Genomic DNA, 15760 nt, shown 5'->3' on the forward strand with positions numbered 1-15760 from the left:
GTGAGAAAACGATCAACTTAGCGGCGCGGCCGGTCCCGGACAGCCCGATGTCCCGCGGGGGCGCTCCGCCCGCGGGACATCGTATTCCGGCGTTCCGGTCAGGTACGGCGCCAGCGGGCCTCGCCCAGGCAGTACACGCCGAACAGCAGCAGGCCCAGCGCCACCACCGCCAGCAGCCAAGGACCGGCCGGGGTGTCGGCGAACGCCCTGAGCGTGGCGTCGATGCCGCCCGCCTTGTCGGGGTCGAAGGTGACGGCCGCCTGGATCACGAACACGCCGGCACCCGCCGCGATCAGCCCACGGGCCAGGTAGCCGGCCAGGCCGAGCCGGTCCATCATGGCGCTCGCCTTCGCCGGCATCGGCTTCAGGTTCTCGCGGAACTTCTTCTTGAAGCCGTAGTGCATCCAGTAGACGCCCAGCGCGATGATGCCGAGCCCGACCGCGCCGACCAGGAGCTGGCCGCCGGGAAGGTCGAGCAGCTTGCCCGTGATGTCCCGGGACCGCTCGTCGTCGGAGTTCGTCTCGCCGGTCAGCAGCATGGTCAGCAGCGCGGTGCAGATGAACGCGTACACCACGACCCGGCTGATCGACTCGACCCGGTCCTTGAGCTTGTGGGCCTTGATGGCCTCACCGACCTGCCAGACGATCAGGGCGGCGAACCCCACCACCATGATCCACAGAATGACCGAGCCGAACGGCAGCGACGCCACCTCGCTGATCGCGCCGTTCTTGTCGGCCTCGCGGCCACCGTTGCCGCCGAAGGCGATCTGGATCGCCAGCACGCCGATCAGCGCGTACAGCACCGCACGGCAAACCAGGCCGACGCGCGCAAGCCTGTCCACGGCCGGGCTGTCGGTCGCCCGTCGCGCCAGGGTCTCCGTCTCGCTCATACAATCCTCCGGTCATGCGTTGGAAGACCATCGAAGTTCCCCGGAACGGGGCGCCTAGGCGTTTTCCAGGTCAGGCCGCCCGGCGGGGGCGCGGAGGAGGCATGATCGTGAACGGCGCACGGGGACGGGCCCGCGGACGTAGGATCTGCCTCCGGAGAGCCGTTCCGTCGTCGGGAGGGGAGCCCGCATGACCGTGACCCCCGCGCAGCTGCGCGCCCTCGCGAGCCGCGCCGACGCGCTCGCCGCCGAGGTGCGCGAGCTCTGCCTGAGCGCTCCCGCAGGGACGCCCGAGCACGACCACCTCGGGGCGGCCTGGCAGGCCCGCGAGCGGCTGTCCGCCGGCGCCGAGGACCTGCGGCGCGCGGCCGGCGACCTCGCCGCCCTCCAGGCGCGGCCGTGCGGCATGCCGTGGGGCGTCTGCCCGGAGCACGGCAACACCCTCTCCACCCGCGCGGGGATCTCCACCTGCCGGGTCTGCCGGCGCGAGTGGCGCCACGACCGGTTCGGCCGCCCGTGCGAGGAGCCGGTGACGTGGAAGGTCATCGACCGGGCCGGCGCGGAGACACGCATGTGCGACGGCCACGTCCTCGGCGCGCGCGCCGCCGCGGCGGGCGCCACATTCGTCCGCCTGGAACAGGCCGACGCCCACCCCTGACCCACGCCCGCCTTCGTTCGGTTTCAGCCGCTGATGGCGTGGGCGAGCTCCTCCGGATGGGTGAGCTGTGGGTGGTGGCCCGCGCCCCTGATGACGGTGACGGTGGCATGGGGGAGGGCGTTCAGGAGCGTCCGGCCCTCCGGGGTGAGGGGGTCGCGGTCGCCGACGATCACGTGCAGCCGGCCCTCGTACGCGCGCAGCCGCTCCCGCAGGTCAGCGCGCCATCGGCGGCTGCCGGCCGCCGCAAGGGCGTGGGCGACGCGGGCCGCGACGCCGGGCCGCCGCAGGTCGGCGGCGCTCGTCCGGAGGGCGTCCGCGTGCGCGGGGTCCCCGGTGAGCCGCCGGGCCAGCGTCTCGGCGCCGGCCCGCCGCAGGTACAGGCGGGTGGCGGGGGCCCACGACGCCGTACGCGGCTGCAGGAAGAACGGCGAGACCAGCGTGAGCCGGCCCGGCGTCCCCGAGGCCCCCGCCTCCAGCGCCGCCGCCGCGCCGATCGAGTGGGCCACCACGTGGTCCACGCCCCCGGACACCAGCGCCGCCATCCAGGCACCCCAGTCGCCGGGCCCGCCGCCGCTCAGCCCGAGCCCTGGCAGGTCGGCGACCCGTACGTCCCCCAGAGCCGCCGCCACGCCCGCCCACGTGTCGGCGTTGACCGGCAGCCCGGGCAGCACCACGGCGGGCGCGCCCGCCGGGCCGAGCTCGAACGTCCGCACCCCGCCCACCGTCGTGAACCGCCGCCGCCCGTCCTCCGGCGCCTCCCCGAACCGGTGCGCCGCCAGCTCGTCGGCCCATCGGCGGATCGCGCCGGCGGTGTCCGGCCGGTCGAGCCCGTGCCGGGCGACGAACTCCGCCGCCGGCCCGGTGGGATAGCGCTCCTCCGACAGGAACGTCAGCGTCTCGGGATCGGTCCTGGTGAGGCGCGAGGGCAGCCGCCTGACCAGCGCCACCGGCACCCGCAGCCGGGGCGCGGGCACCTCGTAGTGCCGGGCGACGAGCGTGAGCAGGTCGGGCAGGGCGGGCGTGCGCTCGTCCAGCACCCAGTACGCCCGCCGCACCGCCCCCGGGTCCTCCGGCAGCAGGGCCATGAACCGGGCGAGGTGACCGGCCTCGACCACGGGCACGAACGTCCGCCCGCTCCCGGGCAGCGCGGCCAGGCGCCCCCGCCAGATCTCGGCGACGCTCGCCGCGAGCCCGAGGTACTGGCCGGCCTCGCCGATCACGCTGGACGGGTTGACGATCGACCAGGGCACGCCCAGTTCGTCCGCCTCCGCCTGGAGCACGGCGTCCGCCTCGGCCTTCGACGCCTCGTACGCGCCGAGCGCCGCGTACGCCGCCCGCCGCCGCTCCTCGCTCCACGCCCCCGGGTCCTGCCCGCCCACCCGGTAGCCGGACACGTGGACCAGCCGCCGCAGCCGGGGCAGCCGCGCCGCGAAGGCGACGATGGCCCGCACGCTGTCGACGTTGGCCCGGCGGGCCTGCTCGGCCGTCATCCCGAACCGGTAGGCCCCGGCGCAGTTGTAGATCTCCGTGACGTCGTCCCAGCTCCCGTCCGCCAGCAGCGACGGGGCCGCGAAGTCGGCGCGCACGCCGGCCGGGGCCGGGTCGTGCCCGCGCGCGGCCAGCCAGCGGGCCAGCCTCTCGTACGACTCCTGACCGCGGGTGGCCACGCTCACCCGCGCGCCGGCCCGGCCCAGCTCCAGGACCAGGGAGCGTCCGACGTACCCCGCCGCCCCGAACACCAGGGCATGCCGCTCGCCCATGCTCAGGCCGCCAGCAGCACGGCGAGGGCGTGCGCGGCGCAGCGCATCGGCTCCACCGACCTCTGGGCCCTGGAGACGATCATCGCGCCCTCGACCGTGCTCACCACGGCGGTGGCCAGCGTCCTGGCCTCGGCGGGGGAGCGGCCGTGCGCGGCGAGGTGGGCGGCGACCGGCTCGATCCAGGAGTCGAAGGCCCGCGCGCACGCCTCCCGCAGCCGCTCGCTCTGCCCGCCCATCTCCAGCGCGACCACCGACACGGGGCAGCCGAGCTGGAAGTCGCTGTCGGCGAGCATCCCGGCCAGCACCTCGACGACCTGTGCGACGACCTCGCCGGGCGGCCCGTCGGGCGCGTCCGCCAGCAGGGCGCGGAACCGTTCGGCGGCCAGCTCGATCGCCTTCTCGCCCAGGGCCTCCTTGCCCTCGGGGAAGTGGAAGTACAGCGACCCCTTGGGTGCGCGGGCGTGCTCGGTCACGGTGGCGAGGCCGGTGCCGCTGTAGCCGCGTGCCTGGATGAGCTCCAGCATCGACTCCACCAGCCGGGCGCTCGTCCGGCCGCCCTTGGTCTGTTCGGTCATGGTGACATAATAGACCGGTCTATATATTTTGCGCGAAACGGAAAGAGGGCAGAATGCGGACGTGCGCGACAACGGCCTGCTCATCCACCGGTTCCAAATCGGCGACCTCGCCTGCGCGGTGATCAGCGACGGCCAGCCGGGACCGCCCCTGGAGCCCGAGCTGTCGTCGTTCTTCACCCCGGGAAGCGGCGTGCCCGAGCCCGAGCTGGCCGCCGCCGTCGCCGCGGAGGGCCTCGGCAGGCGGACGCTCACCTGCGGCTACAACTGCCTCTGCGTCGAGACCCCGGACGGCCTCGCCGTGATCGACACCGGCCTCGGCAAGGACTTCCTGGGCTACGGCCCCCACATCCGGCCCCTCGTCGGCCGGCTCCCCGACGGGCTGCGCGCGGCCGGGCTGCCGGAGCCGGCCGCCGTCGTCCTCACCCACCTGCACGAGGACCACGTACGCGGCGCCGTCTGGCCCGGCGAGCCCGCCTACCCCGGCGCCGTCGGGCACGCGCACGCCGCCGAGATCGCCTTCTGGTCGTCGGCCGCCGAGAGCGCGCTCCCCGAGCAGCGGGGACCGGCGCGCGAGGCCATCCGGATCCTCGGGGAGCGGCTGCGGCCGTTCACGTACGACGCCGAGATCCTGCCCGGCCTCCACACCGTCGAGGCCGCCGGGCACACGCCCGGGCACACCGCCTACCTGGTGCGCTCGCGCGGCGAGCGGCTGCTCTGCCTCGGCGACACCTTCTACGACCCGCTCCAGCTCCGCCACCCGTCCTGGCGCACCCCGTGGGACGGCGACGCCGCCCGATCCGTACGCAGCCGCCGCCGCCTCCTCGCCCTCGCCGCCGCGGAGAACCTGCTCGTGCACGCCTACCACCTGCCCTTCCCCGGCCTCGGCCGGATCGAGCGGCACCGGGACGCGTTCCGCTGGACCCCGGAGCCCTCGGCCTGATCCGTAGGCTCGCGGGTAGGCGGAGCCCATGAGCGAACGACAAGCGCCCGTCATCGTCGTCGGCGCCGGCCTGGCCGGCCTGGCCTGCGCCGTCCACCTGCACGAGGCCGGCATCCCGGTACGGGTGCTGGAGGCGTCCGACGGCGTCGGCGGCCGGGTACGGACCGACGTCGTGAACGGGTTCCGGCTCGACCGCGGCTTCCAGGTGCTGCTCACCGGCTACCCCGAGGCGCGCCGCGTCCTCGATTTCGCCGCCCTGGACGTACGGCCGTTCGCCTCGGGACTGCTCGTCTGCGGCGCGGGCGGCGTCCGCTCCCGGGTGATGCTGCCGTGGCGGCATCCCCGACACGCGCTCAGCGGGCTGCTGTCCGGGATCGGCACCCCGCGCGACAAGGCCGTGCTGGCCGCGATCACCGCCCGCGACGTGGCCTTCCCCGCCTCCCGGCTGCGCCGCGGCCACGACCGTACGACCCTGGAGGAGCTGCTCGCCTGGGGCATGTCGGATGCGATGATCGACGGCCTGCTGCGCCCGTTCCTCGCCGGCGTGCTGCTCGAACGCGGCCTGGAGACCTCCAGCCGGGTCTTCCACCTGCTGTGGCGCTCCTTCGCGCGCGGCAGGACCGGCGTGCCCGCGTTCGGCATGGGCGAGATCCCGCGCCAGCTCGCCGACCGGCTGCCGCCGGGGACCGTCACCCTCGGCACCCGCGTCACCCGCGTCGCGTCCGGGGCGGTCGAGGTCGAGGGCGGCGGCACGTACGACGGCGCGGCGGTGGTGGTGGCGGCCGACCCCGGCACGGCGGGCCGGCTGCTGCCGGGGATCGAGGTGCCGGAGATGCGCGCGGTCACCACCTTCTACCACGTCGCGCCGCGCTCGCCGCTGGGCGAGCCCGTCCAGGTCATCGACGCCACCGGCGCGATCACCGACACCATCGTGCTCACCGACGCGGCGCGCACGTACGCGGCCGACGGGCGGGCGCTGATCTCCACGTCCGTCCTCGGCGTGACCGGCGAGGAACGCCCGGTGCGCGAGCGGCTGAGCGAGATCTACGGCGACACCTCGTCCTGGGAGCACCTGGCGACGTACCAGGTGCCGGAGGCGCTGCCCGCGATGCCGCCGCCGCATCCGCTGCGCAGCCCCGTCCGGCTGCCCAATGGCGTGTACGTCTGCGGCGACCACCGCGACACCGGCTCCCAGCAGGGCGCCCTCGTCTCGGGACGGCGCACGGCCCACGCCGTGCTGACCGCCCTCCACGCACCGGCACCCCAGCGCGCTCCCGCCGCGGGCCACCGCTGAACGCGCGGCCCGCGCCGTCAGCGGAGGACGGCGACCTCCTGGCCCGGCCCGCCGGTCGCCGACAGAGCCGGCCCGCCGGTCGCCGACAGGGCGGGCGCGCGGGTGCGTGTCGCCGCGTACCGGCCCGGCGTCGCCCGCCGGTCCAGCGTGATCCGCGTGACCCCCCGGCTCCCGGCCGCGACGTAGTAGTGCCGCCCTGAGGGCGCCCGCCACCACGCCCCGGCCACCACGTCGCGCCTGAGCCTGCTGCAGTCCCAGGTGCCGGTCCGGTCGCCGGTGCGCCAGGCGGACGTGCGCCCGCCATGCGTGGTGAACAGCACGCCCCGCACCAGGCTCCCGCCCCGAACGTCGGCCAGCCGCAGGCAGATCCAGCGCCCGTGCGCCCCCTCGGGCAGCGCGCCGCGCCAGAATTCCCACGCCGTCGCCACCTCGGCCCCGCCGGCCGGCCACTCGACCGCGCAGCCGAGCCCCTTCCAGACGCCGAACCCGTCCAGCGCGCCCGCCTCCGCCGGGCCCGGCGGCCGGTAGCGGGCCTCGGCGGGGGAGATCCCGCCGAGATCGAGCATCGTGTACGGCAGGCCGGGCGCGATCTCCGGCGCCCGCAGCCGCAGCATCGGCCCCCGGTGGCACCGCCCGCCCGCCGCCGGCACCGGCGCGGTCACCCCGTCCTCGATCCCGACCACCCGCCACACCGGGGAGCGCCCGGACAGCGGCGCGGCCGACATCTCGCGCACCCACGGCGGCACCAGGTAACGGCTGCCCGCCGCCGTGGCGCGCAGCGTGAGCGGGGGAGCCCCGCCGGGCCTGGCGCGCGGCGCGGGGAACACCTCCAGCCTGCCCGGCCCGCCCGCCTCGGTGTAGCGGGCGACCTGCTCGCCGTCACGTGTGAGCACCACGGTCGCGCCGTCCACCCGCCCGGCGTACAGGAGCTGCCCGGTCGGCCGTCCCCAGGCGCGCAGGGCGCGGGCGACGAGGGCGGCGTCGCCGGTGAGCGCGCCGCGCGGCCCCCACGTGGACAGGTCCAGCTCGGTGCTGCGCCGCCAGGCGTCCGGCGCGGCCGACACGGCGGCGGGGCCGGGCCGGTCGCCGGCCACGCCGACGGCGACGACCTCGGGCGTGCCGGGCAGCAGCGGCACCGCGACCGCCGCCGCCAGCGCAGCCGCGACCGCGCCGGCGACCAGCCCGGCCCGCGGCCGGCCGCCGGGAAGCCGGCCGTAGCAGCGGGCGAGCGTCGGGTCGGAGGAGGGACGGAACATCGCCGCCGCGCCGTCGCCGAACCGCCCCTCCAGCGCCGCGACCTCCGCCAGCGCGCCCTCGGGATCGCTCACCCGCGCGCCGGCCAGGATCGCGGCCACCTCGCCCGCGGGCCGCCCCTCCAGCCGCAGCAGCGCGTACGCCGCCCGCGCCGCCGGCCGTAACGCCATCAGCTCCCCGGTGAAGGCCGCGTCGGTGCCCCGGGTGACGGCGGGCACCACCTCCAGCCGCGTGAACCGGCCGGACCAGGGCGGGATCCGGGCCCGCAGCGCCCGCCGCAGCACCGTACGGCGCAGCCGCGCCTGGTCGCGCCCGCGATGGCGGGCCAGCCCGGCGGCGGCGAGCCGGTGCGCGAGCACCAGCCTGCGCTCCTCCCCGGCGGACGGCGGGAGGACCAGGTAGGCGAGCCACACCAGCCGCGGTACGGCCGCGCCAGGCTCCCGCTGTCTCGGACGGACCGTCGCACAGGCTGCTCCTCACCAACGGTGACGGGGAGATTGCGTACCGCGACAGCAGGGTAGTAGCCGTTCTTTCCTGGCATGGGCAGGATGCCGAAAAAACGCCCGTACGCCCGCCGATCTGGCGCGGCCTTCTGGACAGGGGGCGGCGGCACCGCCAAGCTGGGAACCTCTTCCCGCCGAGCCGAGGTGAGCGGTGCCCGAGACCCTCCTGCGCAACACCTTCCACGTTCCCGCCCCACCCGACGCGGTACGGGCCCATCTGAGCGAACCGGCCAGCTACATCGGCCTGTCGCCGCTGGTGGTGGAGGTGCGCGACGTTCGGCGCGAGGCCGATCTGGTCCGCTACGTCAGCGTGGAGCGCTTCCGCTTCCTCGGCTTCCTGCGCTACGACAACCTGCTCAGGGTCACGCTGCGCTCCACCGAGGACGCCGTCGAGGGCGAGGTGGACAGCCCCGGCGGGGTCAAGCTGGCCTACCGGTTCGGCCTGACCGCCCGCGACGGCGGCACCGAGGTGGCCGACGAGCTGCGGCTGCGGGCCGCCTTCGGCCCCCTGCTCGGCTACGCCGCCCGCCAGGCCCGCGCGGTGCAGCTCGCCCGCGCCGGCATCCTGGCCGACCGCGCTCCAGCCCTCTGAACCCTTGACCGGCGCACCGCCGCGGGACGCGGCGGTGCGGTGACGGCCACCCGACCGAGCCGCGACGGCGATCAACTCGTGATGTGCACCTGCCACGATCCGGCCTCATGACCCCCCGTCACCTGACCGTGGCCGCCTTCCTGGCGGGTGCGCTCGCGGGCTGCTCCGCCGCGCCCGCGCCCGCGTCCTCGGCCGTCCCCGCGCCCGCGGGGGCGGCGCAACCCGGCGTGGAGCAGTTGCACGCCTCCGAACTGCGGCCCGGCGACTGCCTCGCGCCGATGCCCCAGAGCTTCGTCGTGACGCTCATGTCCTGCTCGGAGCCGCACGCGGCGGAGTACGCCACCACGTACGTGGTGCCCGACCAGCCGTGGCCGGGAGAGGAGGCGCTGGGCGCCCTCGCCCGCGAGGGATGCGCGCCCAGGATGCGGTACGTGCCCGAGCGCAGGTCGGGGCTCACCGTGGCCGCGCTGGTGCCGGAGGAGGCGGACTGGCCCCGTCACCGGACCGCGTACTGCCTGGCGGTCCGGGCCGACGGCGGCCAGCTCGTCGGCCGCGTCATCCTGTGACGGGGACCGGCCGGGAGGCGGGCGCCGCCAGGTCGTGGCCGGAACGGGCCAGCCAGATCACCTGCAGCGCCCCGGCGAGCGCCCCGAGGCCGCCGACGGGGGCCGAGACGGGCTCGACCGGCGTGCCCGACATCACGAGAACGGCCGCCACCAGCACCGACACGTACGGCGTCACCAGGGCGGCGATGCCGTACGCGACCGTGACGGGACGCCAGCGCTCGTGGTCGCGCTGCGCCAGCAGCACCAGCACCGTCCAGATCAGGGTCGCCACCCCGACCACCAGGTAGAGCGGGTCGATCTCGGGCAGGCCGACCAGGCCCAGCAGCGCGAGGACCGTCATGCCCCCGAACGCCACCGCGCCCGCGCTCCTGATCGTCTCCGCCCGCGCCAGGCGGGGCCGCAGCGCCGGGCGCACCAGCACCGGGTGGATCAGCACGGCGACCGCCCACATCGACAGCGCGCTGACGGTGTCCGCCCACCACGGCCAGGGCGCCGGGAGCGGGTGGAGCAGCAGCGTGGTGGCCGCGGCGGCGTACAGGGCGAACCGCGCCCGCCGGACCCTCGGCTCCTCCTCCTCGCGGGACGCCGTCTCCAGGGGACCGCGCAGGCACTGCCACAGGGCCCAGGCCCAGGGGACGGAGGCCAGGACGGCGATCAGCACGTCCTGGCCCGTCGCGCCGGCGTCCGGCTCCTGCATGATCGTCAGCCGCCACAGCAGGGCCAGGTCGCCGGTGGCCGCCGCGACGACGCCGGCCACGGCCACCGCGGCGACATAGACACCCGTCACGATCAGGGCGAGCAGGGTGGAGCGGCGGCGAGGCGGCACGGGACACTTCCGAGGGGGGTGAGCGGAGGTCGGGCGCTCACCCTATCGGCGCTCCGGCGCGAAGTCGATCAAGCGCTGAGCCGGGCCAGCTCCTCCGCCGTGAGCTCCAGCTCCGCCGCCGCGACCGAGTCGAGGATGGTCTCCGGGCGGCTCGCCCCCGGGATCGGGATGACGACCGGGCTGCGGGCCAGCTCCCAGGCGAGGCAGACCTGCTGCGGCGAGACGCCGCGATCGCCGGCGATCGCGTGGAAGGCGGGGTGGCCGCTCAGCTCCCCGGTACGCCCGATCCCGCCCAGCGGCGACCAGGGCAGGAAGGCGATGCCGAGCTCGGCGCACACGTCGATCTCGGGCTCGCTGGAGCGGAAGCGCGGCGAGAACTCGTTCTGCACGCTCACCAGCCGGTCGCCGAGGATGGCGTGGGCGAGCCTGATCTGCTCGGGATCGGCGTTCGAGATCCCGGCGAAGCGGATCTTGCCCGCGTCGTGCAGATCCTTCAGCGCGCCGATCGTCTCCTCGTACGGCACCTTCGGGTCGGGCCGGTGGTGCTGGTAGAGGCCGATGACGTCCACGCCGAGGGCCTTCAGCGAGCGGTCGCAGGCCCGCTTGAGATAGGAGGGGCTGCCGTCCACGTCCCATCCGCCGGGTGTCCGGGTGTGGCCGCCCTTGGTCGCGACGAGCACGGCGGCGGAGTCGCCCGGCCACAGGGACAGGGCGCGGGCGACCAGCCGCTCGTTGTGGCCCACGTCGGTGTGGGAGGGCGTATACGCGTCCGCCGTGTCGACCAGGGTCACACCGGCGTCCAGGGCCGCGTGGATCGTCCGGATCGACTGGTTCTCGTCCGGCATGTGGCCGGCCACCGACATCGGCATGGCGCCGAGCCCGATGGCTCCGACCTGCAAGTTTCCGAGGGTACGCGTCCTCATGGCGTTGTGCATGGGACCACCCTGTCCGCTGGAGCGCGCTCCAGGTCAAATCCGGCGCTCACGTGGCGGCCCACTGGCCGGCCCGCAGCTCGTCGAGGAGCCGGGCGGGCTCCTCGACGGTGACCGTCAGCGCGGGATGGCGCAGCACGCCGAGGGGTTCGCCGCCCGACACCGACCGGCGGAAGCGGATGCACACCCCCTGCCGGGTGTTGCTGCCGAAGGTGAGGCCCCCGTCGGCGAGCGACAGGTGCGGCCCGATCGCCTTGACCGCCGAGTACGGCCCCGACAACTCGGCGCCGGCCACGTTCGCGCGCGGCGACAGCACCAGCCACGGCCCGAACCGGACCCGCAGCACATCGTCGCCGAGCGTCAGCTCGCAGGTGTCCGGCCTGATGCCCAGCAGGCGCAGCAGCGGCCGGTACCGGTCCTCGAAGGCGAAGCCGAAGCGCCGCGTCTTTCCGTCGTGATGCACGTTGCTGCGGCTACCCGGCCACGGCCGTCCCACGCCTCACTTGGACAGGTAGAGGGTCTTCCAGGTGCCGGCGTACAGGCAGTTCAGCGACGGCTTGGCGGCCTTGGCCTCCGAGCAGACCTTGAGCTCGACCTGGTAGACGTCGTGGTGCTTGACGGAGAAGCGCTTCGGCGTGCGGTAGGAGCAGTCGCGCACCCAGTGGTTCCTGCTCGGCAGCTCGTTGCCGGAGCGGTACGTGACGCGGAAGACGGCCCAGCCGCAGGACGCGGACCTGGTGGAGTCCTCGACCGTGCCCGAGATCGTGACGACGGCGGCGGTGGGCAGGTCGGCGTGGTCCTCGCCGGTGGCGGTCAGCTTGCCGGCGGTCTTGGCCGCCTTGCCGGGCGCGTAGTACGGGCCCCAGGCGACGGGCGCCGACTGAGCGGCAGCGGTGGTGGTGTCGGTGGCGGCCTGGGCGGCGGCCGGGGTCATCAGGATCGCGGCGGAGGTGGCGGTGACGGCGAGGGCGGCGAGGGCGCGGGTGGCGGTCATGGGGAGCGTCCTTCCTGGGGAGGCGGTGACCCCAGAATGCGCGGGACCGATTTCAACCTGCTTACCGATCGCATCATTCACCTGCGAACGCCTTGATTCCGGCTAAAAGGGCATGTGACGCCATCTGCGCGCGCCCCTGGCAGGGGCGGGCGGCGACGGTCCGCGCGAGAATGCTCGCTGTGATTGTGGACATGGCGATCTACCGCGACGGCACGCGCGAGACCATCACCGGCGACATCAGCGACGCCTGGAGCGCCGCCCGCACCAGGGGCGGCGGCTTCCTGTGGATCGGTCTGCACGAGCCCACGCAGGAGGAGTTCGACCTGATCAGCAGCGAGGTGAGCCTGCACCCGCTGGCGGTGGAGGACGCCATCAAGGCCCATCAGCGGCCCAAGCTCGAACGCTACGACGACACCCTGTTCGTGGTGCTCAAGACGCTGCTGTACGTCGAGGAGACCTCCGACATCGAGATCGGCGAGATCAACCTGTTCCTCGGCCACGACTTCGTCATCTCCGTCCGGCACGGCGGCGCCAACCCGCTGAAGGAGGTGCGCCGGCGCGTGGAGTCGGACCCCGAGCTGCTGGCCGCGGGGCCGTCGGGCGTCATGTACGCGATCTGCGACGCGGTCGTCGACACCTACTCCCTGGTCTCGTACGAGGTCGAGCACGACCTGATCGCGCTGGAGCGGCGGGTGTTCAGCGGCGAGCAGTCCGACGTGACCGCGGACATCTACTCGCTCAAGCGGGAGGTCCTGGAGTTCCGGACCGCGCAGGACCCGCTGATCCCGGTCCTGGAGGAGATCGTCAAGGGCCGGGTGGAGCTGTGCGCGAGCAACCGGGAGCTGTTCCGCGACGTCCTGGACCACCTGCTGCGGGTGGACGGCAAGGTGGACGAGCACAACGAGCTGCTGTCCAGCGCGCTCAGCGCCCATCTGGCGCTGGTCGGCAGCGAGCAGAACAAGGTCGCCATGCAGCAGAACGCCGACATGCGCAAGATCTCCTCCTGGGCGGCCATCATCGCCGTCCCGACGCTGATCGCCGGTGTGTACGGGATGAACTTCGACCACATGCCCGAGCTGCACTGGGCGTACGGCTACCCGCTGTGTCTGGGGACGATGGCGGTGGCGGTGCTCGTGGTGTACCGGCTGCTGCGCGGGAGCGGCTGGCTGTGAAGCCGGCCGGAGGCCGTCAGGCGAGGGCGGCCAGGGCCTCCTCCAGGCTGTCGTGGAGGGGCAGGCGCTCGGCGAGGCCGGTGATCCAGATCACCCGGGCGCGGGCGTAGTCGACGCCGATGAGCGCGAACCTGCCGCCGGAGGAGAGCGTCGTCTGCCAGCGGTGCACGATCAGCCCCAGGGCGCGCGAGTCCATGAACGTCACCCCGGCGAGGTCGAGGATCAGCGCCGGGCCGGCCTGGGACAGGAACTCCGCGAACTCCTCGCGCGTGGTGGCGTCGAGCAGCCCGTCGACGGCGATCACGGTGATGCCGTCGACGACCCTGGAGGTCAGGGTGAGGCTCCTGGGCCGCTCGCTCTCACCGTCCTGCGCGATCATGGTTGTCATCGTAGTGGTCGCGCTCCCGCCCGGCATCCGGGGACGGGCCGATCGTTACCGAACAGGCAGGTCATCGGTGACGGAACGGCGACGGGTGTCGACGGCGGGAGCCAGGAAGACGGCGGAGACGACGAAGCCGAGCACCACGAGCATGGCCGCGCGCAGCCCCCAGTGCTCGCCGAGGAACCCGAGGCCGGGCGGCCCGACGAGGAAGGCGACATAGCCGATGACGGCCACCAGGCTGACGCGGGCGGTCTCGTCGGGCCCGCTCTCCCCGGCGGCCGACAGCGCGACGGGGAAGCCCAGCGCCGCGCCGAGCCCCCAGAGCAGCACGGCCGCCCCGGCCAGCAGGGCGCTGTCGGAGAAGATCACCAGGAGCAGCCCGAGCGCCCCCGAGACGGCGCTGGCGCGGATGACCGCCGTGCGGCCGAACCGGTCGAGGAAGTACGTGCCGGCGAAGCGGCCCGCGGTCATGGCGGCGGCGAACCCGGCGTAGACGAGGGACCCGGCCGCGGTGTCGAGTCCGTGCCCGTCCACCATGAGCAGCGGCAGCCAGTCGTTGGCGGCGCCCTCGGCGAGCGCCATGGCCAGCACGATGGCGCCGATCAGCAGCAGCCTGCCGTCCTTCCACACCGCCGGCCGCGGACCGGACGCTTCGGACTCCCCGGGCGTCCCGAGGCCGGTGCCCGCGGGGACGGAGCGGGCGGCGTACAGGAAGATCGCGACCGAGACCAGGGTGACGGCGGCCAGGTGCCAGTGGACATCGAGGCGGGCGGCGGTGGCCCCGATGCCCGCGCAGGCGCCGACGACGGTGCCGAGGCTGAAGCAGCCGTGCAGGGTGGGCAGCGTGGTGACGCCGGTGACGCGCTCGACGTCGGCGGCGTCGACGTTCGCGGCGACGTCACCGGCCCCGATGCCCGCGCCGAACACGGCCAGGCCGGCCGTGACCAGCGGCACGGACGCCAGCAGGACGCCGGCGCTGATGACGGCCAGGCTCGCGATGATCATCAGGGCGCCGGTGATGATGACGGGCCTGGTGCCGTACCGGGAGGTGAGGCGCCCGGAGAGGAGGATGCCGATCATGGAGCCCAGCGACAGGCCGAACAGGATCCAGCCCATCTGCGAGGTGGAGGCCCCCAGTCGGTCGCGGATGTCGGGGGTGCGGGTCACCCACGAGGAGGTCGCGACGCCCGGCAGGAAGAACAGCAGGAACAGCGCGTGCCTGCGCCGGCGCATGGCAAGGTCCATCAAGGAGGGCTCTCCGGGGGGCAGGCGGGGCATCGACGTACGAATGAATATTAACGGGGACAAATTGACCGCGTCCCGCCTGCCCTGCCTCCGGTTCAGTACACGTACGGCCAGCCGGCCGCGTCGTAGCCGATCTTGTTGATGCCGAGCAGCGCCGTCCCGTTGTCGGCGTAGTAGTGGTAGACGAGGATGTCGCCGTCGACGTCGCCGAAGACCGCCTGGTGGCCGGGCCCGTGCACCGAGTCGTGGCCGGCCAGCACCTGGGTGCCGCCGCCCGAGGTCATCGCCACGCCGTTGCGGTCGAGGTAGGGCCCGGTGACACTGGCCGAGCGGCCCACCATGATCCGGTACGTGCTGGCCGCGCCGCGGCAGCAGGCGTCGAAGGACACCCACAGGTAGTAGTAGCCGCCGTGCTTGTAGATGTACGGCGCCTCGACCGCGGTGCTGCCCGGCCGCTGGGCGATGCCACGGACGGTGCCGTCGAGCCGCTTGCCGGTGGCCGGGTCGAGCTGGATCAGCTTGATCCCGGTCCAGAACGAGCCGAAGCTCAGCCACCAGCGGCCCTGGTCGTCCACGAACAGGTTGGGGTCGATCGCGTTGTAGGTGCTGGAGGAGCTGGTGGAGATGATCAGTCCGTTGTTCGTCCACGAGCCGGACGCGCCGGTGGTGCTGGTGGCCAGGAAGATCGCCGAGTTGTTCGAGCCGAAGGTGGACGCCGAGTAGTACAGGTAGTACTTCCCGTTGTGGTAGGAGATGTCCGGCGCCCACAGGTTCCGGCCGCCGCCGGTGTAGGAGGTCGTCCAGGGCGCTCCGCCCGGGAACACGACCCCGGCGTTGCGCCAGGCGGTGCGGTCGGCGGAGGTCTTCAGCGCGAGGTTGTCGCCGGTGTGGGCGAGCAGGTAGCCGCCGCCGGGCCGGCGGACCACCGAGGGGTCGTGCACCCCGATGTCGCCGGTCACCACCCCGGGGCCGGGGTAGGCGGCGGCCGTGTACCCGTCGGCGTACCCCGCCGGGGCGAGCCCGAGCGTGAGCGCCACCAGTGATGTTAGCGCTAACATTCTGCGTCGGATTGACTGCAGGGTTTTCATGACTCCACCCATCTGTGTGAGGTCCGGGGGCAGGAGCAGACGCTAGGAGCCGTCGCCGGGCACGGTCAATCCCGGCCGGGCCGGCCGCCCCG

17 protein-coding genes are annotated in these 15760 nt (G+C 74.3%); 6 read left to right on the forward strand and 11 right to left on the reverse strand.

Annotation, left to right across the window (positions count from 1 at the left end; genetic code table 11):
• Nucleotides 1-98 precede the first annotated feature (98 nt).
• The gene (locus tag BMW85_RS23510; RefSeq protein ID WP_091085025.1) at nucleotides 99-890 is read right to left on the reverse strand and encodes a DUF1206 domain-containing protein; all 792 of its coding nucleotides are present in this window, start codon (nucleotides 888-890) and stop codon (nucleotides 99-101) included.
• 187 nt (nucleotides 891-1077) lie between these two features.
• On the opposite strand from BMW85_RS23510, the gene BMW85_RS23515 reads away from it, so the two are divergent.
• Nucleotides 1078-1545 (forward strand): hypothetical protein, encoded by a 468-nt coding sequence (locus tag BMW85_RS23515; protein ID WP_091085026.1) that lies wholly within the window; start codon nucleotides 1078-1080, stop codon nucleotides 1543-1545.
• A 23-nt stretch (nucleotides 1546-1568) separates the two neighbouring features.
• Here the strand turns inward: BMW85_RS23515 and BMW85_RS23520 are convergent, their stop codons facing one another.
• Both BMW85_RS23520 and BMW85_RS23525 read right to left on the reverse strand, forming a co-directional pair.
• On the reverse strand, nucleotides 1569-3305 hold the full coding sequence (locus BMW85_RS23520) for an SDR family oxidoreductase (protein ID WP_091085029.1): 1737 nt from the start codon (nucleotides 3303-3305) through the stop codon (nucleotides 1569-1571).
• Nucleotides 3306-3307: 2 nt separating this feature from the next.
• Nucleotides 3308-3880 (reverse strand): TetR/AcrR family transcriptional regulator, encoded by a 573-nt coding sequence (locus tag BMW85_RS23525; RefSeq protein WP_091085030.1) that lies wholly within the window; start codon nucleotides 3878-3880, stop codon nucleotides 3308-3310.
• A gap of 61 nt (nucleotides 3881-3941) precedes the next feature.
• Between BMW85_RS23525 and BMW85_RS23530 the strand changes: the two genes are divergently transcribed.
• Both BMW85_RS23530 and BMW85_RS23535 read left to right on the forward strand, forming a co-directional pair.
• Complete coding sequence (locus BMW85_RS23530; protein ID WP_177240838.1) at nucleotides 3942-4820, forward strand: MBL fold metallo-hydrolase; 879 nt, start codon at nucleotides 3942-3944, stop codon at nucleotides 4818-4820.
• 28 nt (nucleotides 4821-4848) lie between these two features.
• Nucleotides 4849-6114: an NAD(P)/FAD-dependent oxidoreductase gene (locus BMW85_RS23535; RefSeq protein ID WP_091085035.1), complete on the forward strand. Its 1266-nt coding sequence runs from the start codon at nucleotides 4849-4851 to the stop codon at nucleotides 6112-6114.
• 17 nt (nucleotides 6115-6131) lie between these two features.
• Here BMW85_RS23535 and BMW85_RS23540 read toward each other — a convergent pair whose 3' ends face one another.
• Nucleotides 6132-7781, reverse strand: a complete 1650-nt coding sequence (locus BMW85_RS23540) for a hypothetical protein (protein WP_091085037.1) — start codon at nucleotides 7779-7781, stop codon at nucleotides 6132-6134.
• Between the two features lie 241 nt (nucleotides 7782-8022).
• Between BMW85_RS23540 and BMW85_RS23545 the strand changes: the two genes are divergently transcribed.
• Together BMW85_RS23545 and BMW85_RS23550 are read left to right on the forward strand one after the other, a co-directional pair.
• On the forward strand, nucleotides 8023-8463 hold the full coding sequence (locus tag BMW85_RS23545) for an SRPBCC family protein (RefSeq protein WP_091085038.1): 441 nt from the start codon (nucleotides 8023-8025) through the stop codon (nucleotides 8461-8463).
• Nucleotides 8464-8570: 107 nt separating this feature from the next.
• Entirely contained in the window at nucleotides 8571-9029 is a 459-nt protein-coding gene (locus tag BMW85_RS23550) for a hypothetical protein (protein ID WP_091085040.1), read from the forward strand.
• On the opposite strand, the gene BMW85_RS23555 is transcribed toward BMW85_RS23550, so the two are convergent.
• The 4 genes from BMW85_RS23555 to BMW85_RS48550 form a co-directional block, all read right to left on the reverse strand.
• Nucleotides 9019-9855 carry a hypothetical protein gene (locus BMW85_RS23555; protein ID WP_091085042.1) on the reverse strand — a complete coding sequence of 279 codons (837 nt, stop codon included), beginning with the start codon at nucleotides 9853-9855 and terminating at the stop codon, nucleotides 9019-9021. The genes BMW85_RS23550 and BMW85_RS23555 overlap by 11 nt on opposite strands.
• Nucleotides 9856-9923: 68 nt before the next feature.
• Entirely contained in the window at nucleotides 9924-10754 is an 831-nt protein-coding gene (locus BMW85_RS23560; protein WP_342743436.1) for an aldo/keto reductase, read from the reverse strand.
• An 82-nt stretch (nucleotides 10755-10836) separates the two neighbouring features.
• Entirely contained in the window at nucleotides 10837-11250 is a 414-nt protein-coding gene (locus tag BMW85_RS23565; protein WP_091085046.1) for a hypothetical protein, read from the reverse strand.
• A 36-nt stretch (nucleotides 11251-11286) separates the two neighbouring features.
• Nucleotides 11287-11781, reverse strand: coding sequence for a hypothetical protein (locus BMW85_RS48550; protein WP_177240839.1), 495 nt, complete (start codon nucleotides 11779-11781; stop codon nucleotides 11287-11289).
• A 170-nt stretch (nucleotides 11782-11951) separates the two neighbouring features.
• Between BMW85_RS48550 and corA the strand changes: the two genes are divergently transcribed.
• Nucleotides 11952-12953, forward strand: a complete 1002-nt coding sequence (gene corA / locus BMW85_RS23575; protein WP_177240840.1) for a magnesium/cobalt transporter CorA — start codon at nucleotides 11952-11954, stop codon at nucleotides 12951-12953.
• A 16-nt stretch (nucleotides 12954-12969) separates the two neighbouring features.
• Here corA and BMW85_RS23580 read toward each other — a convergent pair whose 3' ends face one another.
• The 3 genes from BMW85_RS23580 to BMW85_RS23590 all read right to left on the reverse strand — a co-directional run bounded on the left by BMW85_RS23580 (nucleotide 12970) and on the right by BMW85_RS23590 (nucleotide 15617).
• On the reverse strand, nucleotides 12970-13332 hold the full coding sequence (locus BMW85_RS23580) for an anti-sigma factor antagonist (protein WP_091085054.1): 363 nt from the start codon (nucleotides 13330-13332) through the stop codon (nucleotides 12970-12972).
• Nucleotides 13333-13386: 54 nt separating this feature from the next.
• The gene (locus tag BMW85_RS23585) at nucleotides 13387-14568 is read right to left on the reverse strand and encodes an MFS transporter (protein WP_218155894.1); all 1182 of its coding nucleotides are present in this window, start codon (nucleotides 14566-14568) and stop codon (nucleotides 13387-13389) included.
• A gap of 107 nt (nucleotides 14569-14675) precedes the next feature.
• The gene (locus BMW85_RS23590; RefSeq protein ID WP_218155895.1) at nucleotides 14676-15617 is read right to left on the reverse strand and encodes an arabinan endo-1,5-alpha-L-arabinosidase; all 942 of its coding nucleotides are present in this window, start codon (nucleotides 15615-15617) and stop codon (nucleotides 14676-14678) included.
• Nucleotides 15618-15760: the final 143 nt, after the last annotated feature.

This window comes from Nonomuraea wenchangensis (assembly GCF_900111685.1).
In the GTDB taxonomy this organism is placed as follows: domain Bacteria; phylum Actinomycetota; class Actinomycetes; order Streptosporangiales; family Streptosporangiaceae; genus Nonomuraea; species Nonomuraea wenchangensis.

Excerpts from the sequence above, each read along its gene's own strand:
- BMW85_RS23510 (WP_091085025.1), bottom strand. The coding sequence starts at position 890 with ATGAGCGAGACGGAGACCCTGGCGCGACGGGCGACCGACAGCCCGGCC.
- BMW85_RS23515 (WP_091085026.1), top strand. The coding sequence starts at position 1,078 with ATGACCGTGACCCCCGCGCAGCTGCGCGCCCTCGCGAGCCGCGCCGAC.
- BMW85_RS23520 (WP_091085029.1), bottom strand. The coding sequence starts at position 3,305 with ATGGGCGAGCGGCATGCCCTGGTGTTCGGGGCGGCGGGGTACGTCGGA.
- BMW85_RS23525 (WP_091085030.1), bottom strand. The coding sequence starts at position 3,880 with ATGACCGAACAGACCAAGGGCGGCCGGACGAGCGCCCGGCTGGTGGAG.
- BMW85_RS23535 (WP_091085035.1), top strand. The coding sequence starts at position 4,849 with ATGAGCGAACGACAAGCGCCCGTCATCGTCGTCGGCGCCGGCCTGGCC.
- BMW85_RS23550 (WP_091085040.1), top strand. The coding sequence starts at position 8,571 with ATGACCCCCCGTCACCTGACCGTGGCCGCCTTCCTGGCGGGTGCGCTC.
- BMW85_RS48550 (WP_177240839.1), bottom strand. The coding sequence starts at position 11,781 with ATGACCGCCACCCGCGCCCTCGCCGCCCTCGCCGTCACCGCCACCTCC.
- corA (WP_177240840.1), top strand. The coding sequence starts at position 11,952 with ATGCTCGCTGTGATTGTGGACATGGCGATCTACCGCGACGGCACGCGC.
- BMW85_RS23580 (WP_091085054.1), bottom strand. The coding sequence starts at position 13,332 with ATGATCGCGCAGGACGGTGAGAGCGAGCGGCCCAGGAGCCTCACCCTG.
- BMW85_RS23585 (WP_218155894.1), bottom strand. The coding sequence starts at position 14,568 with ATGCGCCGGCGCAGGCACGCGCTGTTCCTGCTGTTCTTCCTGCCGGGC.